This window comes from Actinoplanes philippinensis (assembly GCF_900113015.1).
Lineage (GTDB): Bacteria > Actinomycetota > Actinomycetes > Mycobacteriales > Micromonosporaceae > Actinoplanes > Actinoplanes philippinensis.
The window spans coordinates 161,489-179,183 of record NZ_FONV01000017.1 but is presented as its reverse complement, the minus strand read 5'-3'; the positions used below and the strand labels follow the sequence as shown (position 1 = coordinate 179,183).

17 protein-coding genes and 2 tRNA genes are annotated in these 17,695 nt (G+C 67.1%); 9 read left to right on the top strand and 10 right to left on the bottom strand.

Annotated elements, in window-relative coordinates; genetic code table 11:
* The first annotated feature begins 391 nt into the window (after positions 1-391).
* From gyrB to BM290_RS38025, 6 genes are all read left to right on the top strand, one after another.
* A complete protein-coding gene (gene gyrB, locus BM290_RS38045; protein WP_093620803.1) occupies positions 392-2,344 on the top strand; it encodes a DNA topoisomerase (ATP-hydrolyzing) subunit B in 1,953 nt (650 codons plus the stop codon).
* A 109-nt stretch (positions 2,345-2,453) separates the two neighbouring features.
* Positions 2,454-4,967: a DNA gyrase subunit A gene (gene gyrA, locus BM290_RS38040; RefSeq protein WP_093620802.1), complete on the top strand. Its 2,514-nt coding sequence runs from the start codon at positions 2,454-2,456 to the stop codon at positions 4,965-4,967.
* A gap of 3 nt (positions 4,968-4,970) precedes the next feature.
* Positions 4,971-5,873, top strand: a complete 903-nt coding sequence (locus BM290_RS38035) for a DUF3566 domain-containing protein (RefSeq protein WP_093620801.1) — start codon at positions 4,971-4,973, stop codon at positions 5,871-5,873.
* 76 nt (positions 5,874-5,949) lie between these two features.
* A tRNA-Ile gene (locus tag BM290_RS38030) sits at positions 5,950-6,023 on the top strand.
* A 192-nt stretch (positions 6,024-6,215) separates the two neighbouring features.
* Positions 6,216-6,344, top strand: a complete 129-nt coding sequence (locus BM290_RS49300) for a DLW-39 family protein (RefSeq protein ID WP_211304171.1) — start codon at positions 6,216-6,218, stop codon at positions 6,342-6,344.
* A gap of 10 nt (positions 6,345-6,354) precedes the next feature.
* A tRNA-Ala gene (locus BM290_RS38025) sits at positions 6,355-6,427 on the top strand.
* Between the two features lie 64 nt (positions 6,428-6,491).
* Here the strand turns inward: BM290_RS38025 and BM290_RS38020 are convergent.
* The 7 genes from BM290_RS38020 to BM290_RS37990 form a co-directional block, all read right to left on the bottom strand.
* Positions 6,492-7,562 (bottom strand): tyrosine-type recombinase/integrase, encoded by a 1,071-nt coding sequence (locus BM290_RS38020; RefSeq protein ID WP_307837961.1) that lies wholly within the window; start codon positions 7,560-7,562, stop codon positions 6,492-6,494.
* Positions 7,563-7,731: 169 nt separating this feature from the next.
* Positions 7,732-7,953 carry a helix-turn-helix domain-containing protein gene (locus BM290_RS38015; RefSeq protein ID WP_093620799.1) on the bottom strand — a complete coding sequence of 74 codons (222 nt, stop codon included), beginning with the start codon at positions 7,951-7,953 and terminating at the stop codon, positions 7,732-7,734.
* The gene (locus BM290_RS38010) at positions 7,950-9,743 is read right to left on the bottom strand and encodes a replication initiator (protein WP_093620798.1); all 1,794 of its coding nucleotides are present in this window, start codon (positions 9,741-9,743) and stop codon (positions 7,950-7,952) included. The genes BM290_RS38015 and BM290_RS38010 overlap by 4 nt, the downstream gene beginning before the upstream one ends.
* Positions 9,740-10,264 carry a DUF2637 domain-containing protein gene (locus BM290_RS38005; RefSeq protein ID WP_093620797.1) on the bottom strand — a complete coding sequence of 175 codons (525 nt, stop codon included), beginning with the start codon at positions 10,262-10,264 and terminating at the stop codon, positions 9,740-9,742. Before BM290_RS38005 ends, BM290_RS38010 begins: the two co-directional genes overlap by 4 nt.
* Entirely contained in the window at positions 10,261-11,691 is a 1,431-nt protein-coding gene (locus tag BM290_RS38000) for an FtsK/SpoIIIE domain-containing protein (RefSeq protein ID WP_093620796.1), read from the bottom strand. The genes BM290_RS38005 and BM290_RS38000 overlap by 4 nt, the downstream gene beginning before the upstream one ends.
* 2 nt (positions 11,692-11,693) lie before the next feature.
* Positions 11,694-12,011: a hypothetical protein gene (locus BM290_RS37995; protein WP_093620795.1), complete on the bottom strand. Its 318-nt coding sequence runs from the start codon at positions 12,009-12,011 to the stop codon at positions 11,694-11,696.
* 97 nt (positions 12,012-12,108) lie between these two features.
* Positions 12,109-12,543 carry a hypothetical protein gene (locus tag BM290_RS37990; protein WP_093620794.1) on the bottom strand — a complete coding sequence of 145 codons (435 nt, stop codon included), beginning with the start codon at positions 12,541-12,543 and terminating at the stop codon, positions 12,109-12,111.
* A 458-nt stretch (positions 12,544-13,001) separates the two neighbouring features.
* Here BM290_RS37990 and BM290_RS37985 point away from each other — a divergent pair, with 458 nt between their 5' ends.
* Positions 13,002-13,565 (top strand): RICIN domain-containing protein, encoded by a 564-nt coding sequence (locus BM290_RS37985; RefSeq protein ID WP_093620793.1) that lies wholly within the window; start codon positions 13,002-13,004, stop codon positions 13,563-13,565.
* Between the two features lie 57 nt (positions 13,566-13,622).
* Here BM290_RS37985 and BM290_RS37980 read toward each other — a convergent pair whose 3' ends face one another.
* From BM290_RS37980 to BM290_RS37970, 3 genes are all read right to left on the bottom strand, one after another.
* Positions 13,623-14,354 carry a GntR family transcriptional regulator gene (locus BM290_RS37980; RefSeq protein ID WP_093620792.1) on the bottom strand — a complete coding sequence of 244 codons (732 nt, stop codon included), beginning with the start codon at positions 14,352-14,354 and terminating at the stop codon, positions 13,623-13,625.
* Positions 14,355-14,499: 145 nt separating this feature from the next.
* Entirely contained in the window at positions 14,500-14,814 is a 315-nt protein-coding gene (locus BM290_RS37975) for a hypothetical protein (protein ID WP_143134073.1), read from the bottom strand.
* The gene (locus tag BM290_RS37970; protein WP_093620790.1) at positions 14,811-15,044 is read right to left on the bottom strand and encodes a hypothetical protein; all 234 of its coding nucleotides are present in this window, start codon (positions 15,042-15,044) and stop codon (positions 14,811-14,813) included. The genes BM290_RS37975 and BM290_RS37970 overlap by 4 nt, the downstream gene beginning before the upstream one ends.
* A 507-nt stretch (positions 15,045-15,551) precedes the next feature.
* On the opposite strand from BM290_RS37970, the gene BM290_RS37965 reads away from it, so the two are divergent.
* Entirely contained in the window at positions 15,552-17,123 is a 1,572-nt protein-coding gene (locus BM290_RS37965) for a helix-turn-helix transcriptional regulator (protein ID WP_143134072.1), read from the top strand.
* On the top strand, positions 17,120-17,650 hold the full coding sequence (locus BM290_RS37960; protein ID WP_093620788.1) for a flavoprotein: 531 nt from the start codon (positions 17,120-17,122) through the stop codon (positions 17,648-17,650). Before BM290_RS37965 ends, BM290_RS37960 begins: the two co-directional genes overlap by 4 nt.
* Positions 17,651-17,695: the final 45 nt, after the last annotated feature.

Genomic DNA, 17,695 nt, shown 5'->3' with positions numbered 1-17,695 from the left:
CCGCATCGTTTGCCATTGCGTGGGGCGACTGTGCCGTGTAGGGGATTACGTGGGTAGCGCCTCAAGTCGCGCTACGGCAGTCTCAGGCACCCGGAAGGGGTGCCGGACCCTCGCCGATTCGTTCCGGCGGAGTAGAATCGACAGCGACCGGGAAAACTGTGCTTGACGGTCGAGTCGGCTACTGCGCCGACCTACATCGTCACGCTATGCGGTTTTTCCAGCCGATCACGATCCGCGGGCCGTCCGCGGCGACCGGCGCGCACGGTTCCACCGGTGGTCCGCTGTCTTTCTGCGGTGTCATCTCTGGTCCCCCGTGCGCGCGTGCCGCCGTCGGCGAGCCCGCCAACCCCGTTGCGGGGCCTCCCGGCCCGGCGCGAGAAAGTGGCCGAGGGTGTCAGAGAATCAGCAGGAATACGGTGCCGGCTCTATCACCGTGCTCGAAGGCCTGGAAGCGGTCCGCAAGCGTCCCGGTATGTACATCGGCTCCACCGGCGAGCGCGGTCTGCACCACCTGGTCTGGGAGGTTGTGGACAACGCGGTCGACGAGGCACTCGCCGGATACTGCGACACCATCGACGTGGTCCTGCTCGCCGACGGTGGCGTCTCGGTCACCGACAACGGCCGTGGTTTCCCGGTCGACCTGCACCCGACGCTGAAGAAGCCGGGTGTCGAGGTCGCGCTGACCGTGCTGCACGCGGGTGGCAAGTTCGACGGCCAGGCCTACAAGGTCTCCGGTGGTCTGCACGGCGTCGGCGTCTCCGTGGTCAACGCGCTCTCGACGAGGATGGCCGTCGCGATCCAGAAGGACGGCTTCTGGTGGCGGCAGAAGTACGACTACTCCATCCCCGGCGAGCTGGTGAAGGGCGAGCCGACCGACAAGCTCGGCTCGACCGTGCAGTTCTGGCCGGACCCGGACATCTTCGAGACCGTCGAGTTCGACTACCAGACGATCTACCGCCGGCTGCAGGAGATGGCCTTCCTCAACCGCGCCCTGACGATCAACTACACCGACGAGCGGGCCGAGGCGGCCGACGAGAACGGTGAGCCCCGCCGGGTCACCTTCATGTATGAGGACGGCATCGCCGACTTCGTGCGGCACCTCAACGCCACGAAGAGCGCCATCCACAAGACGGTGATCCAGTTCGAGGCCGAGGACAACGACGCCGGCATGGGCGTCGAGGTCGCGATGCAGTGGAACGAGTCGTACGGCGAGTCGGTCTACACCTTCGCCAACCGGATCAACACGCACGAGGGCGGCACGCACGAGGAGGGCTTCCGCGCGGCGCTGACCACGATCGTCAACAAGTACGGCATCGAGAAGAAGTTCCTCAAGGGCGACCAGAAACTGTCCGGTGAGGACATTCGTGAGGGCCTGGCCGCGATCATCTCGGTGACCCTGCGCGAGCCGCAGTTCGAGGGCCAGACCAAGACGAAGCTCGGCAACACCGACATGAAGAGCTTCGTGCAGAAGGTGGCCAACGAGCAGCTCGCCGACTGGTTCGACCGCAACCCGGCGGACGCCAAGCTGATCATCACCAAGGCCGACCAGGCCGCTCGCGCCCGGATCGCCGCCCAGCAGGCCCGTAAGCTGGCCCGTCGTAAGTCGCTGCTGGAGTCCGGCTCGATGCCCGGCAAGCTGGCCGACTGTCAGTCGACCGACCCGCGTGAGACCGAGCTGTTCATCGTCGAGGGTGACTCGGCCGGCGGCTCGGCCAAGTCCGGCCGGGAAAGCCGTATCCAGGCGATCCTCCCGATCCGCGGCAAGATCCTCAACGTGGAGAAGGCCCGGATCGACCGGGTGCTGAAGAACAACGAGGTCCAGGCGCTGATCACGGCCATGGGCACCGGCATCCACGACGAGTTCGACATCTCGAAGCTGCGGTATCACAAGATCATCCTGATGGCCGACGCCGACGTCGACGGCCAGCACATCCAGACGCTGCTGCTCACCCTGCTGTTCCGCTTCGTGCGGCCGCTGGTCGAGCACGGGCACGTCTACCTGGCGTCGCCGCCGCTTTACAAGATCAAGTGGAACAAGCGGGGCGACGACGCGCAGTACGCGTACTCCGACCGCGAGCGGGACGGTCTGATCGCGCTGCGTCAGCAGAAGAAGCCGAACGCCAAGCCGGACGACATCCAGCGGTTCAAGGGCCTCGGCGAGATGAACTTCCACGAGCTCTGGGACACGACGATGAACCCGGACACCCGCACGCTGCGCCAGGTGACGCTGGACGACGCGGCGGTCGCCGACGAGCTGTTCAGCGTGCTGATGGGTGAGGACGTGGAGGCGCGGCGGTCGTTCATCCAGCGCAACGCCAAGGACGTCAGGTTCCTGGACATCTGAGTCCGGCGAGCCGTATCCACAGCGTGCACCGCCTTTCCACAACGTTATCCACAGTGATATGCCCGTTCTGGCCGCAATTGCCTGGCATCACCTTGAGTAAGGGTTAAAAGTGACTGACACTCCCGAACCCCCGGACGGCGACGAGACCACACAGGACGCCGGCGGTGGTGTGACCCAGCGCGTCGAGCCGGTCGGCCTCGAGGTCGAGATGCAGCGCTCGTACCTCGACTACGCGATGAGCGTCATCGTCGGCCGCGCGCTGCCCGACGTCCGCGACGGCCTCAAGCCGGTGCACCGCAAGATCCTTTATGCGATGTACGACGCCGGCTTCCGCCCGGACCGCGGTTACGTCAAGTGCGCCCGTGTCGTCGGCGACGTGATGGGCAACTACCACCCGCACGGCGACTCGTCGATCTACGACGCCCTGGTCCGGATGGGTCAGCCGTGGTCCCTGCGGTACCCGCTGATCGACGGCAACGGCAACTTCGGCTCGCCGGGCAACGACCCGCCGGCCGCCATGCGGTACACCGAGTCGAAGCTGTCCCCGCTCGCCATGGAGATGCTGCGGGACATCGACGAGGACACCGTCGACATGCAGGACAACTACGACGGGCGTACCAAGGAGCCGACGATCCTGCCGGCCCGGTTCCCGAACCTGCTGGTCAACGGCTCCGAGGGCATCGCGGTCGGCATGGCCACGAAGATCCCGCCGCACAACCTGCGCGAGATCGCCGCGGCCGTCCAGTGGCAGCTGGACAACCCGGAGTCGGACGAGGCGACCGCGCTCGAGGCGATGCTCGAGCTGGTCAAGGGACCCGACTTCCCGACCAAGGGCCTGATCGTCGGGCAGACGGCGATCACCGAGGCGTACCGGACCGGCCGCGGTTCGATCCGGATGCGCGCGGTGGTCGAGGTCGAGGAGGACGCCCGGGGCCGTCCCTGCCTGGTGGTGACCGAGCTGCCGTACCAGGTGAACCCGGACAACCTGGCCGAGCGGATCGCCGAGCTGGTCAAAGAGGGCAAGCTCACCGGTATCGCCGACATCCGCGACGAGTCGTCCGGGCGTACCGGTCTGCGCCTGATCCTCGTGCTCAAGCGCGACGCCGTCGCCAAGGTGGTGCTGAACAACCTCTACAAGCACACCCAGCTGCAGGAGACGTTCGGCGCCAACATGCTGGCGCTGGTCGACGGCGTTCCCCGGACGCTCAACCTCGCCCAGTTCATCCGCTACTACGTCGACCACCAGATCGAGGTCATCCGCAGGCGTACGGCGTTCCGGCTGCGCAAGGCCGAGGAGCGCGCGCACATCCTGCGGGGTCTGGTCAAGGCGCTGGACATGCTGGACGAGGTCATCGCCCTGATCCGGCGCTCGCCCACCGTCGAGGACTCCCGCCAGGGCCTGATGCAGCTGCTCGACGTCGACGAGGTCCAGGCGACCGCGATCCTCGACATGCAGCTGCGCCGGCTGGCCGCCCTGGAGCGGCAGCGGATCATCGACGAGCTGGCGAAGATCGAGCTGGAGATCGCCGACTTCAAGGACATCCTGGCGAAGCCGGAGCGGCAGCGGGCGATCATCTCGGACGAACTGGCCGAGATCGTCACCAAGTTCGGCGACGATCGGCGCACCCAGATCATCCCGTTCGACGGCGAGGTCTCCATGGAGGATCTCATCGCTCGGGAAGACGTTGTGGTGACCATCACACGTACCGGTTACGCCAAGCGGACGAAGACCGACATGTACCGGTCGCAGAAGCGTGGCGGCAAGGGCGTGAGCGGCGCATCTCTGCGTCAGGACGACATCGTTTCGCACTTCTTCGTCATCTCGACACATGACTGGATCCTGTTCTTCACGAACAAGGGCCGTGTCTACCGGGCGAAGGCGTACGAACTGCCCGAAGCCAACCGGGTGGCGAAGGGGCAGCACGTCGCCAACCTGCTGGCCTTCCAGCCTGACGAGCACATCGCGCAGGTCATCCAGATCCCGAACTACCAGGTCGCGCCCTACCTTGTTCTCGCCACCAAGAATGGGCTCGTGAAGAAGACGCGCCTGGAGGAATTTGACTCCAACCGCAGCGGTGGCATCATCGCCATCAACCTGCGGGAGGATGACGAGTTGGTGGGCGCGGCGCTGGTGGCTCCGGAGGACGACCTGCTTCTGGTGTCCAAGAAAGCCCAGGCCATCCGTTTCAACGCGACCGACGAGGCGCTGCGCCCGATGGGCCGCGCGACGTCCGGTGTCATCGGCATGCGCTTCGGTGACAACGACGAGCTCCTGGCCATGGAGGTCGTCCTGGCCGACATGGATGTGTTGGTCGCCACCGATGGTGGGTATGCGAAGCGCACGCCCATCGAGGAGTATCCGGTGCAGGGGCGTGGCGGCAAGGGGGTCCTGACCGCCAAGATCACCGAGCGGCGTGGTGGACTTGTCGGCGCTCTGGTGATCAGCCCGGAGGATGAACTGTTTGCCATCACCAGCAATGGTGGTGTCATCCGGACTCCCGTGAAGCCTGTACGGCGCACACGGGATCGGAACACAATGGGGGTCAAGCTGATGGACCTCCCAGAAGGTGTAACCATCGTGGCGCTTGCTCGCAATGCCGACGAGCCTGACGAACAGGACTAGTTGATGCCGGAGACACAGGCGAAGTCGGGGGGCCCCGGGACCTCAGCGACTCCGGACGATGCGGCGAAGAAAGACGCTGCCGCACCGGCCGGTCGCGAGACCACAGGGCGTGCCTCTGTCCCCGCCGATGCCCCGTCCCCGCCGAAGTTCACCAGGGCGCCGGGCATGGCCCCGCCGCCCGGTGAGCCGGCCGCCGGCAACACCGACGGTGCCGACAAACGCCCAGGCGTGCAGCCACCGGTGAAGGGCTCGGCCTCTGTGCCGGTCGTCACCAAGGGCAAGGGTGCGGCTCCGGGGACGACCTCCGGGCGTACCCCGGTCAGTGCTCCGGCGGCAGCCCCCGGGACGCCGCAGCGGCCCACCTCCACCACCACCCCGCCTGCGCCGCCGGCGACCACGCCCGGAGCTGCGAAGCAGCGCACCGGGTCGACGCCTCCGCCCGCCGGCGGAGCGGCAGCGGTGGGTGCGGCACGTGTCTCCGAGGCTGTGCGATCGGCTCGCTCCACGGTGTCGTCGGCCGCCGCGCGTGGACCACGGCGCGCCCGGCTGAACCTGAAGCGCATCGACCCCTGGTCGGTGATGAAGTTCTCGTTCGCCGTGTCGATCGTGCTCTTCATCGTCGTGGTCGTCGCGACCTCGGTGCTCTACCTCGCCCTCGACACGATGGGCGTGTGGAGCTCGGTCAACGGCAACCTGCAGGAGCTGGTCACCGCCAGCGGTGGCACCGAGGGCAGCACCACCAGCGCCTTCCGGATCACCGCCTGGGGCGTCATCGGAACGTCGATGCTGATCGGCGCGGTCAATGTGGTGCTGTTCACTGCACTCGCCACTCTGGGCGCGTTCATCTACAACGTTTGCGCCGACCTGGTCGGTGGCATCGAGCTCACGCTGGCCGAACGCGACTGACGAGCCGCTGTCGGGTTGCGGGTACCCCGCTTTGGAGACCCGCAACCCGATGCGGTAACGTTCTGTTCGCAGGTGAGGGGCTATAGCTCAGTCGGTTAGAGCGCAGAGCTGATAACTCTGAGGTCGATGGTTCGATTCCATCTAGCCCCACGAGATGACCAGGTGGCCTCTGTTCGCGGAAAGCGCGAGCCGGGGTCACTCGTCATTTCGGCTAACCTGGGGGCCGAGCCCCCAGACCCCGCGTCACGGTGGTTGCGGTGATCGTTCCGCGAACGGTTGCGGCAATCTACTGTTGTACGGGGTTAGTCTCGTCTGGCCGGATGCTTGAGGGGTGGCGGTTCAGTGTTGAAGAAGCTCCTGATCATTGCTGGTGTTGTCGGCGTGGCGGCCCTGGTCGTCAAGAAGGTCAAGGCCTCCAGCGACGAGCGTGCCCTCTGGCACGAGGCGACGACCGCTCCCGACCTGCGATAGTGCGGGTCACGGGGCCCTAGCTCAACTGGCAGAGCACCGCCTTTGCAAGGCGGGGGTTAGGGGTTCAAGTCCCCTGGGCTCCACAAAACCGGCCTCTCACCAGGCCAAACGTAAGGCCAAGATCGTGGGGACCACATCGGGACCATCTCAGTCCAGGTCCCACCGGCCCGCGACGGCTTCTTTAAGAGCCTCGCCGACGATCCCCTTGCGCCGCTCACGGCGCGGCCAGAAGTGGACGTACGTCTCCAGCGTGATCGACAGCGTGGAGTGCCGTAGCGCCCGCTGAACGTCCTTCGGGTCCGCGTGATTCGTGATCAGCGTGGTCGCGAAGAAGTGCCGCAGCGCATGAAAGCCGCCGTGCTCCTCCGGCCAGCCCGCCGCCCGACGCCACTTCACCCACTCCGCCGACCATGTACGGTCCGTGAACGGATTGCCATGCACGGTGGTGAACAGCAGCGGTACCCGGCGCCGAACCGTGGGGCCGGAGGTGATGTCGGGCATCTCGACCTCGACCGGCGGGAACTCCTTCACGTGGTACGCCAAGGCCGCTGCGACCATCGGGTCCAGGTCCACAGCCCCCGCGGCCGGATCGAACGTCCGCACGCCCTTGGGCAGGCTGAGATAGAACCCGCCGTACTCCTTCGGCGCGTACCGAAGCTGCTGGACCACGTGTAGTTGTTCGTTGCCCGCGTCCAGGCAGCGCGGCCCCTGCTCGAAGCCGAGTGCCTCGCCGATGCGAAGGCCGGCGCCCGCCCCGAGCCAGAGGAGGCCGTGATACCGCTCGGGCACTTTGCCGAAAAGACGGAGCACGTCGTCCCGCTCCGGAACCCACTTCGGGGCACGACTCAGCCCGCGGAACACCTGGGACAGCTTGATCCCGTCGCACGGGTTGTCCGGAATGATCTTGTCGGTGACGGCACCGGACATCACCGCGTCGAACAACTCGAAGTACAGGCGCAGGCTGGACGCCGCCATCCCGTCGCTGAGGCGTTCCGCCAGCCACAACAGCACATCTGTCTGAGTGATCGAGCGGAGAGCACGTTTGCCGAACGCCGGCACTAGGTGCAGCCGGATGTTCGACTCGATCCGGGTCTGAGTCTCCAGCGCCCAGCCGATGACCCTTGCTTGACGCCAACGGTCCGCGTAGGCGGCGAATGTGAGGTACTTCTCACTCTGGTCGAGACTGGCCTCCGGCGCAGTGCCTGCCCGACAGGCCAGGTCGAAGGCCTCAGCATCGGTCTTGCGCGCGAAGACCCTGTCTTTGGTCTCACCGGTCGCATCGGTGTAGCGGACACGCCAGCGTTTGCCGCGCCCGTACTTGCCCGACTTGATCGGCTTCTTGTTCTCGTCCTTCTTGGACAGGTACCAGAGATCGTGCACGCCCACGTCAGGCCACCTGCCCCAAGACCCAGGCCCGGACCGAGGCCGGGTCGTAGCGGAGATGCTTGCCCACCTTGAAGGCCGGCGGACCCTTGCGGCGATGACGCCACTGGTAGAGCGTGCCGGGAGGGACGCGCAGGTAGGCGGCGGCATCGTTGATCGACCACAGTTCGTCCGGGCCGTCTGGCGTGCTGTCTGGGCTTGGAACCACTGTCAGGTGCCTGGTCATCGTGTCTCCCCCATGTTGGTGTTCGCAGTTGCCGAGACATCTCGCGGCGGGTCGCCGCTGGCGCGTTGCCGAGCTGCGTTGAGCTGCGCGCGGCGATGGATGCGTTCGGAGATCGCTCGCAAGAGCCGGTGTTCGAGTGCGGGCAGGTCGGGATCGTCGTGTCGGGCCATCTCCCAGGCGACCGCCGGCTTTTGCTCGGTGTCGGGCGCAGGCTCCTCGGTGGTGATGCCGAGCAGCGCCTTGACCCAGGCGTGGGCGTCCGCGCGGTGGTCGGCCAGCGTCTTGCCGGACCAGTCGCGCGAGACCAGCACCCGCCGACCGCCGATGCCGAGCGTCGTCTTCTGATGGACCCGTCCTTTGCAGTGGCCGGGCCGGAGCCGCCCGTGGGCCTTCTTGGGCTGGACGCCGTAGAGCAGCCAGTTCGAGCACCGCTCCGAGCATGGGGTGACCCGAAGCTCGTGCCAGAGCCGGTCGAGGTGGGCGCGTTGCGGGTCGCTGGTGGTGGTGTGGCAGTCGGCGGCGGACTTGGTCACGTACTTGGTGATGTAGCCGATCGTCCGCTCGGCATCGCGGGTGCCGGGGTCGACGCCTTTGGCCTTGACCTGGGCACCGAACCGGACCAGATGTGCCGGCTCAGCGTCCGGGTCGTCGTCGATGGCGTCCAGGGCCTCAGCCCACGTCGCCAGCGGCCGTCCGGTGTCCGGGTCCACCCACGTCTCGGCCTTGGTGTCCCAGGTCGGGGGCCGGTCGATGGGGTAGCGGAGCCGGTCGGCCGCGGGCCACCACACCTGGTGGTAGGTGGCGGTGGCGACCAGCTCCAGCATCGACCGTGGGATCGTGCCCCGGATGGCGAAGTGCGCGTGCGGTGCGAGGCGCCGTTGCGGCTCGACGCATCCGGCGTACTGGACGTTCCAGCCGACCGCCCGTCGGAGGTTCTGCCAGTACCGGTCGAGCAGGCGCGGGAAGTGCACCGCATCCCACGCGGCGCGCCGGTAGTCGTACTTGCTCGGGTCGACCGGCGTGCCGAGCAGCGGATCGCCGTCGGTGTGCCAGCGGCGGCACGAGCACGGCCGCCCCGGGTGGATGGAGTGGACCGGGCCGTAGCTGTCCAGGGTCAGGGTGAGCCACATCGACGGCCGGTGCTCGACACCGTCCGGACCGACGTACGTTCGGCCGACTGTGCGCGCCTCCACCTTCTGCCGGGGCAGATCCGGCACGTCCTGCCGCCGCTTCGTCGACCGCACCCGCCGAGGCCCGCCGTCCTCGTCGCCCTGGGCGTCACGAGACCGGCCCGGAGCGATGCTGCCCCGCAACCCCTCCGCGGCGATCTCCTGCTCCACCGCGCCGATCGCCGTGTCGATGCGTTCGAGCTCCGCCGCGCGATCGTCGGGGTCCATGGTCGTGAGCTGGAGCGCGGCCCGCTCGAACTCGAGATGCGCCCGCGCGGTGATCAGGTCCCGCTGACGGGGTGTGGCCGGCGCTGGACCGGGCAACGGTTCGTCGGCCCGGTGCCAGCCTTCGCGGATCTGCACCTGCCGTAGCCGTCGTGCCCGTTTGGCGCAGGGCGGGCATTTGGCTTCCAGGGTGGCACCGCAGGGCAGGTCGACGAGTTCGGTCCTGCCGGTGGCCAGGTCGGTCCGGCGGAGCGCCACCGGATGGATGCAGACGCCGTGGTCGATGGCGAGGTCTTTGAGGGCGTCGACGGCGCGGGGGAGGGCGAGGCGGGCGGCCCGGGAGCCCGGCCGAGGCGTCGGTGGCTCGGCCGGGATGGGCAGGGTGGTGACGGTCATCGGGTCACCTGCCCGATGACCGGCACCCCGTTGGGCCGGGTGATCGGCCGGACCGGCACTGTCGGCACCACGGCAGGCACAGGCGGCGGAGCCGGGACGGTGGCCGGGACCGGGGCGGCGACCAGCTCAGGAGTCGTTGCCGGGCTGGTGAAGACGAGCTTGACCAGGGCCATGAACGCCAGCGCGGGCACCGCGGACAGCAGCCACCCCGACGGACTTGGCTGCGCCACGGCGAGCTGCGCGGACAGCGACAGGGTGCCGGCGGCGACGAGCAGGAACAGCGGGTAGCCGATCGGCCCATCGGTCCGGCGCCGCCGCTTGATCGTCAGCAGCGCCGCCACCGGGACGAGTTCGGAGATCACGGCGTTGACCCAGCCGAACGCGTCCGGCGTCCCGGCCGGGGCGTGGCGCATGGTCCAGTCGTGCACGTGGGAGAACGACGCCCACCCGGCAGCCAGGGCGACGGTGGTGAGGATCACGGTCAGGGTCAGGCCCTCCACGCGATCGGCGTTGAGCTTCACGCCGCACCTCCCGCAGTCTTCGCGTCGACCAGCCGCAGCCGGCCGTAGTCGTGGGCCATATCCCGTACGGTGTCGTCGTCGCAGTAGGTCAGCCGGACCCGCATCGGCGTCGGGTCGCCCTCAAGCACGACGTAGCCGGTACCGGGCTGGGTTTGGGGGATGCGGTCGCAGAGGGCGCCGCGGTCGCGCATGCCGTCGCCGAGGACCATGTCGACCTCGCCCGGCTCCGACAGCCGCAACCCGATCCGGGTCGGGAACAACCCACGGGCGGGCAGCACCTCTTTGCGGGGGTCCTGGATCGCGGCGACGACGTGGACGCCGACGGCGCGGCCCTGGGTCAGGACGATGCCGAGCGCGGCCTTGATCCGGTCCTTGAGCTGCCGCTCGGTCAGGTAGGCGGTCAGGTTCGCCAACTCGTCGATGACCAGCACGATCAACGGCTCACTCACCGTCGGAACATGCTGACGCGTCTGACCCGCCAACCTGGCCGCACGCTCCTGCGCAGTGGCCGCCGCCTGCTCGATCATGGCGGCCATCTCGGCGAAGTCCCGAGAGGCGAACCGAGCGAACAACGGCCGGCCGATCCCCAGCTCCATGCCGCCCTTGGGGTCCAGGCCCCACAGCTCGACCAGACCATCAGCTACGCCACCGGACAGCGCGCGGACGATCGACCAGATCACCGAGCCCTTCCCCGACCCGGTGGCACCGACGATCAGGACCTGCGTCCCGAACAGCCGCAGCCGGTATTCCTCGCCGTCTTCCTGGACGCCGATGGGCAGGGCGGTGAAGTCCGGCCGGTCCGGCACTGGCAACGGTTCGACCGTCTGGTGGAGGGAGTCGCCGCGCATGAGGACCAGGACCACGGTGGCGTAGGTCGGGCCGGGCATGGCCTTGACCTGCCGCACCCCGAACGTGTGCGCCAGCCGCTCGGAGGCTTTGGCGAAGTCGTCCGGGATCTGCCCGGTCACCATCCGCACCGTGACCTCATCGCAGCCCGCGCGGCAGCGCACGCGGCGGATCTGCGGGATGATCGTGCGCTTGTCGTAGGAGACCGACAGTTTCGCGGTGACCATCGCGGCCATCCACCGCCGCCTGTACACCAACCTGCGGACACGGGCGAGGATCGGCCACCAGCCGAACCGCAACCAGCTTGGCCGATGCCCGTACGCCCAGCCGAGCGCGACGACCGTGGTGCCGACGGCGAGCCCGGCGAGAGTCTGCCAGCCGTGGGCGAGGTAGAGCCAGGTCAGGCCGGTGGCGGGGAGGGTGGCGTACCAGTGGCGGACGTAGGTGGCGACCAGCCAGGACAGGGCCTTGATGGTCTCCCAGAAGACGACTGCCCAGATCGGCAGCCGGAAGACCGGAGTGCGGACGTTGAGCGGAGCGACCGGGATGGTCTCGCCGCGGATGATGTTGATCAGCGGCATGGTCAGCTCACCGCCTTGTCGTCACCGGCGTTGAGGGTGGCAAGGACTTCGCGGATGCTGGCGATGCGTTCGGCGTCGGTGACGTTCGGGATCAGCAGCGCCCACGCCTCGATCCGGCCGATCGCCCCGGCATAACGGCTGACGTGCTCCCAGCCGGAGAGCGCGTGCTCCCGCAGGGCCTCCTCATCGGCGGCGTCTTCGCAGTCGTCGCAGCGGTCGATGTCCGCGGTCAGGGGCTTGGTCTGGCTGCATCCGATGCAGGTACGCCATACGGTGTTGCTCGGTGTGGTGACGCGGGCAGCGTCGACTACCTTGGCCATTACAGCCGTCTCCTTTTGCAGGTGGGTGGTTGAGCGCCCGGGGCGGGGATGACTTCTTGGCGGTTGTTGGCCCCGCTCCCGGACGCGACTTCTCTGATCAGGCGGCCTGCGCACGGCTGGCCTGCTGCTGCGGTGCGGTCATGGCGCTGGCCTTGATCGACCAGGCCAGCCGCGACCGGCACTTATTGGCGCCGCCCTTGCAGCGCTGCGAGTCCACGTACGGCGTCAACATGACGTCGGTGAACTCGACCATCGGCGGGTAACCCGGCACCGCCGACGCGGGCGGAACTGGCTGCTGCGCGGCTACGACCTTGACCTTGAACTCCTTGGACGCGCCGAACTTCCCGGCCTCCGGGTCCAGGTCGAGGACCCGGACCAGCCAGACCCGTTCGCCGGTGTCCTTGTCGCGGAGCTGGTCGTCGCCCTGGCCGCGCTTGTCGAAGTCGGTGGCCGGCTCCACCCCAAGGCAGAGCACGCCATGCGGCGCCACGTAGTCCCACGGCACCGGCACCTTGATCGAGTTGGGAACCACTTAAACCTCCGTCAGAGTGTCAAGTCGTCAACTTGACTTGTCGTGTTTAGACGAGTTTAGCTCGCGCACGGCGATCGTCAAGGGCATCGATAAAGTTACTTGGGCTTGTGGCCTTCGAGGTTGAGGCTTCTGGGTGCCCGTCGATGAGGGATGCGGGCTGGCTGGGGTGCGTTGTGGGGCTGGTGGATTTGGAAGCCCGATAACACTGTCCTCCGGCGGTGGCCAAGCTCTTGGTTATGGCTCGTCGAAGGCTGATCGACGGTAGGACGCAGGCCCCGCTCGCCGGGAATTCTTGGATTGGTGCAGCGATGTTGCTGCTGGCGTCCAGGAGCCAAGTGCTGGCGACCGTCGAGAGCTCCCGCCTGGGTGGGAAATTTGTCCCTATATGGCAGATTTTTGCAGTTTTATGGCCTACTTTAGAAGGCGGGTAAGATTCGTCAACCGTCAAGGAATAGATTATGCGCACGACTCTTAAAACCTTCGCGACAGTTGCGGCTGCCATTGTTGTGATCGCCTTGCAGCCTGATCCCGCCGCGTCCTCGACGTCGGGGTGGGCAACGGGCGCAAGACCAGGCCCAAAGGCTATCTACAACATGGTCACCAACGAATGTGTAGACATTCCGAACTTCGGTCCCGGAACCATCGACGGGCCAGTTCTGCAGTATTACTGCAACTTGACAAATTCCGATAACCAGTTGTTCTACCTCGACTATGCGGGAACAAACTCGTCGAGCCGCACGCTTTACACCATCCGCAATGTGAAGGATGGGCTCTGCCTCGACGTCCCGGGCTTCGAGCGGGTATCCGCGGGCACGCTGGTAAGCGAATACCACTGCGATCGTTCGAGTCGCGACAATCAGGCGTTCTACTTGGGGTCAAACGGCTGGATCGTGAACGACAAGAGCGAACTCTGTCTTGACGTCGATGGGGTTCGTAGCGGTGGGCCAGGTGCTCGCATCACGCTCTACCACTGCCGACTCGATGACGATCACCGATGGAAGATCATTGATGGCGTGGCGTGATTCAGAAATTCTCTCGTAGAATTCTTGACGTGACTTTTAATCCAGCCCCATTGCCGATCAGCGGAGTGGGAAGGTGCTTTCGATCTCTTGCCGGTTGGCGGGGATGATGCTGTCGATGGCGAGCAGTGGCGTGCCGGTGCGGTCGTAGACGGTGACCAGCAGGGTGAGCACGGCGTCGTGGCTGGTGATGCCGAGGAGTTCCGCTTCTTCGTCGGTGGGCAGCCGGGCGGAGATCCGTTCGGTGGCGTGGTCGACGGTGACGGCTTTACGGCTGGTCAGGTGTTTGAGGACGCCGTCGGGTAGGGGTTCGCGGCGGCTGAGGTCGGTGCCGGCGGCGAGTTCGACGGGGATGTAGACGGCGGTTAGTTCGCAGGCGCCGACTTCGGCGGTGACCAGGCGGCGGCGCACGATGACCGGGGTGTCGGGTTCCAGGTCGAGAGCGGTCGCGGCCCGGTTCGGCGGCAGGATCGCGCCGACGCGCAGCAGGGTGACGGTGCCGTCCTCGCCCTGGTCGATGAGTTGCCGGGTGCGGTCCGGAGTGTGCTGGCCGCTGGCGGTGGGGGGCCGGCCTTTGACGTAGCGGCCTTTGCCTTGCTGGGATTCGATCCAGCCGTCTTGTTGCAGGATGCCCAGGGCACGCACGACGGTGGGGCGTGAGGTGTCGAACTCGGCGGTGAGCTGGGTTTCGCTGGGGATGGCGGTGCCGGGTGGGTAGGTGCCGTCCTCGATGCGCTCTTGCAGCGCGTTGACGACGACCGCGTATTTCGGCGGCGGCACGTTGATGGCCACTCGACTACTCCGCCCACTCATTGAGGCAACAACTCGACTTGTCAACACAGTAAAGCAAGATGCAGGCCGAAGGAACACCGCTGGGATGTCACCGCCACCACCAGGCCACCGCCCTGCGGTTCGACCATGACGGCGTCCAGCACGGTCAGGGGAGGCGGCGGATCATCGAGAGGATGACCGCCAGGTCCGACCGGGCAATCCACTGCATGATTCGCTGGCGCTCATGCTCGCGGCGCTCGATCCGGGCCGCCAGCTGGTCCAGGTCGACGCCGACCAGGGGCAGTTCACCGAGCCGATCATGGACGGCATAAAACGAGTCCCGCGGGATCCGCACGTAGCGCACCCATCGCTCGTTCATCGCGTGCAGGACCTGCCAGCCCGGAAACCGTGCCTCCAGCGCGAGCTGGGCTTTCAGTTGCCGGCGCAGGTCTTCGGCACCTGGCCACTCGTCCAGGCTCATCGCATCCATCGCAGGAACCGGTCGAACAGGTCCGCGGGATGCTGGCCGTCCAGCCCGGCGACCTTCTCCAACTCGTCCCACATCCGCATCGCCAACTGAACCCGGTCCGGAGTCGAGGCGACCAGGTAATCCCGCGCCGGCGTGCACGGCCACGGCAACGTGCACGCGAGACAGGCGTACGTCGCCGGGTCCGGCTGATGAGCCGCTCCCGCGGCCAGGGGATCGGTCATGCCGACCGCCGCCGCGGGCCGCCGGCCCGGTACTCCTGCGCCGGGGTCAGCCGCCCGACCCGCCCGACCTGAGGAAACACCTCGGTCGGCCGCGCCCAGCCCGGCGGTTGCGGCGCAGGCCGGGAACGGATCTGCGCGAGCCGCAACTCCAGACACGGCCACGGCAACCCACACGTACAACGGGAACGACGAAACCAGATCCGACGGGCTTTACGGTGCATCACGGCTTCCTCCGCTCGCAGTGGAGCCCGGCACAACCCACGAGCGCCTCAATGACCCGGAGTGGAACTGTCAGCACGAGCAGGGCGTGGAAATGCCGGAACAACAGATCGGCGATTCTCAGGACAGCGATCCGCGTGACCGGGACGTCCGAGCGGGGCGCATCGTTGAACAATCGGGGCAGGCCCGACGCACCATCCGCATGACCATCTCGTCGGTACGGATCACCCGACGCTGCGACGCAAGCCGCCAGCCGCGGCCCTCGCAACCACGACACGATCCAGAGATGTGTTCGTTGACCTGATCGCTCGTCATGCGTACAGCCTCGATCGAATGACCCTTTACGCCCATCGCAGCGCGGTATCCCTTGACGGGATGGGCTATCGGTGGTCCACGATGGATCTCTACGCGACATTGCCGCAGTTTCGGGGGGAAACTTCATTGAGGTCCGAGATTCCGGGCTCCTTGTGGAACCGGCCCGAGATGGTCACCGCCTTGCGTTCCCGCGCGATGGGCCGTGTCCTCCAACTCGTGCGCCAGCACGCCGGCCTCTCGCAGACCGCGATCGGCAGCCTGATCGGCATGAGCCAGGGCAAGGTCAGCGGCATCATGGCCGGCAGCCAGCACGTCACAACCCTTGAGGTGTACGAACGAATCGCCGACGGCCTCCAACTGCCCGACTCGGCCCGCACCACCCTCGGACTCGCGCCCCGCCATATCCCAGCCGGTGATGGTTCCGCCTCTAGATCACCGGGCACTCTGCGTCCCGCGCGTAGCGTGGAAAGAGATCGGCGACCGGAGGAGGACAACGCCGTGCGACGTCGCGAGTTCGTCGGCCTGACCGGAGCCGGCCTCTTCGGTGCCATCCTGGCCAGCGCCGACGTGGCCCCCGTACCCGCCACCGGCAGCACCCTCAACGACCTGGCCACCGTTCTGACCGAGCACCCGATAGCGCCCGCCGGCCCCACCGACCTGAACCGCCTGTCGGCCACGGTCGGCACCGCCAAGCGCGACTACCAGGCATGCAAGTACGGAGACGTACTCACCATGCTCCCGCCGTTGTTGCGATCACTGCGTGCCGCATCCGTCGCCGTCAACGACACTCACCGGCGTGAGGCGCATGCCCTGTCGGCGGAGGCGTACCACGTCGCCGCATCCATCCTGATCAAGCACGGTGACAAGGGCCTGGCCTGGCTCGCCGCCGACCGCAGCGTCCACGCCGCCGAGCAGACCGAGATCCCCCTGATGATCGGCTCCAGCGCCCGGATCATCACGCACGCACTCATGGACGGCGGCCACCACCGAGCTGCGGCCACCAACGCCAGCACCGCGGCCCAGCGCATGAACGCAGCCTTGACGCAGCCCACCGACGACGACCTCTCGGTCTACGGCTCCCTGCTGCTACGCGGCGCCATCGCAGCCGCCCACGACGGCAACCGGCACACCACCACCGAACTACTCGACGAAGCCGAACAAGCCGGCCACCGTCTCGGCCACGAAGGCAACCACATGTGGACCGCCTTCGGCCCCAACAACGTGCTCTGCCACCGCGTCAACGCCGCCATCCGACTCGGCGACGCCGGAACCGCCATCGACTACGCCCGCCGCGTCGACCTAGATGCCCTGCCCATCAACGAGCGCAAGGCAGCCCTGCTGCTCGACGCCACCCGAGCGTTCCTGATGTGGAGCAAACACGAGCAGGCCCTGCACATGATCCGCGCCGCCGAACAGATCGCCCCCGAAGAGATCACCCGGCGCCCCAACACCCGCCGACTCGTCGGCGACCTGGTCGCCACCGCCCCGATCAGCATCCGCCGCGAAGCCCGCGAATTCGCCGACAGCCTGGGAATCGCCGCATGACCACCGACCCGAAAGTCCTCTACATCATCGTCTGCGCCGCCGGCCCCGCCGGCGAGGTCGGCACTCTGGTCAAACTCGCGCAGGACGACGGGTGGACCGTCCAACTCATCGCCACCCCGCCAGCCCTCGACTTCATTGACATCCCCGCCCTGGAACAACAGACCGGCCGCCCCGTCCGCAGCCAGTACCGCAAACCAGGAGAACCACGAAGCCCACGAGCCGACGCCATAATCGTCGCCCCCGCCACCTACAACACCATCAACAAATTCGCCCAGGGCACCTCTGACACCTACGCCCTCGGCCTCCTCGCCGAAGCCCCCGGACTCGGCATCCCGGTCGTCATCCTGCCCTTCGTCAACAGCGCCTTAGCCTCCCGCGCACCCTTCCGCCGAAGCATCCAGCAACTCCGCGAAGAAACCGGAATCCGCGTGCTGTACGGACCTGAAGAGTTCGAACCCCACGAACCAGGCACCGGAGGCAACGCCTCGGCGACCTACCCCTGGCAGTTGGCACTACAACACGTCTAATCCGCTCTGTCATGCCCCCCCCATGAAGGACGCGACGTTAACTCA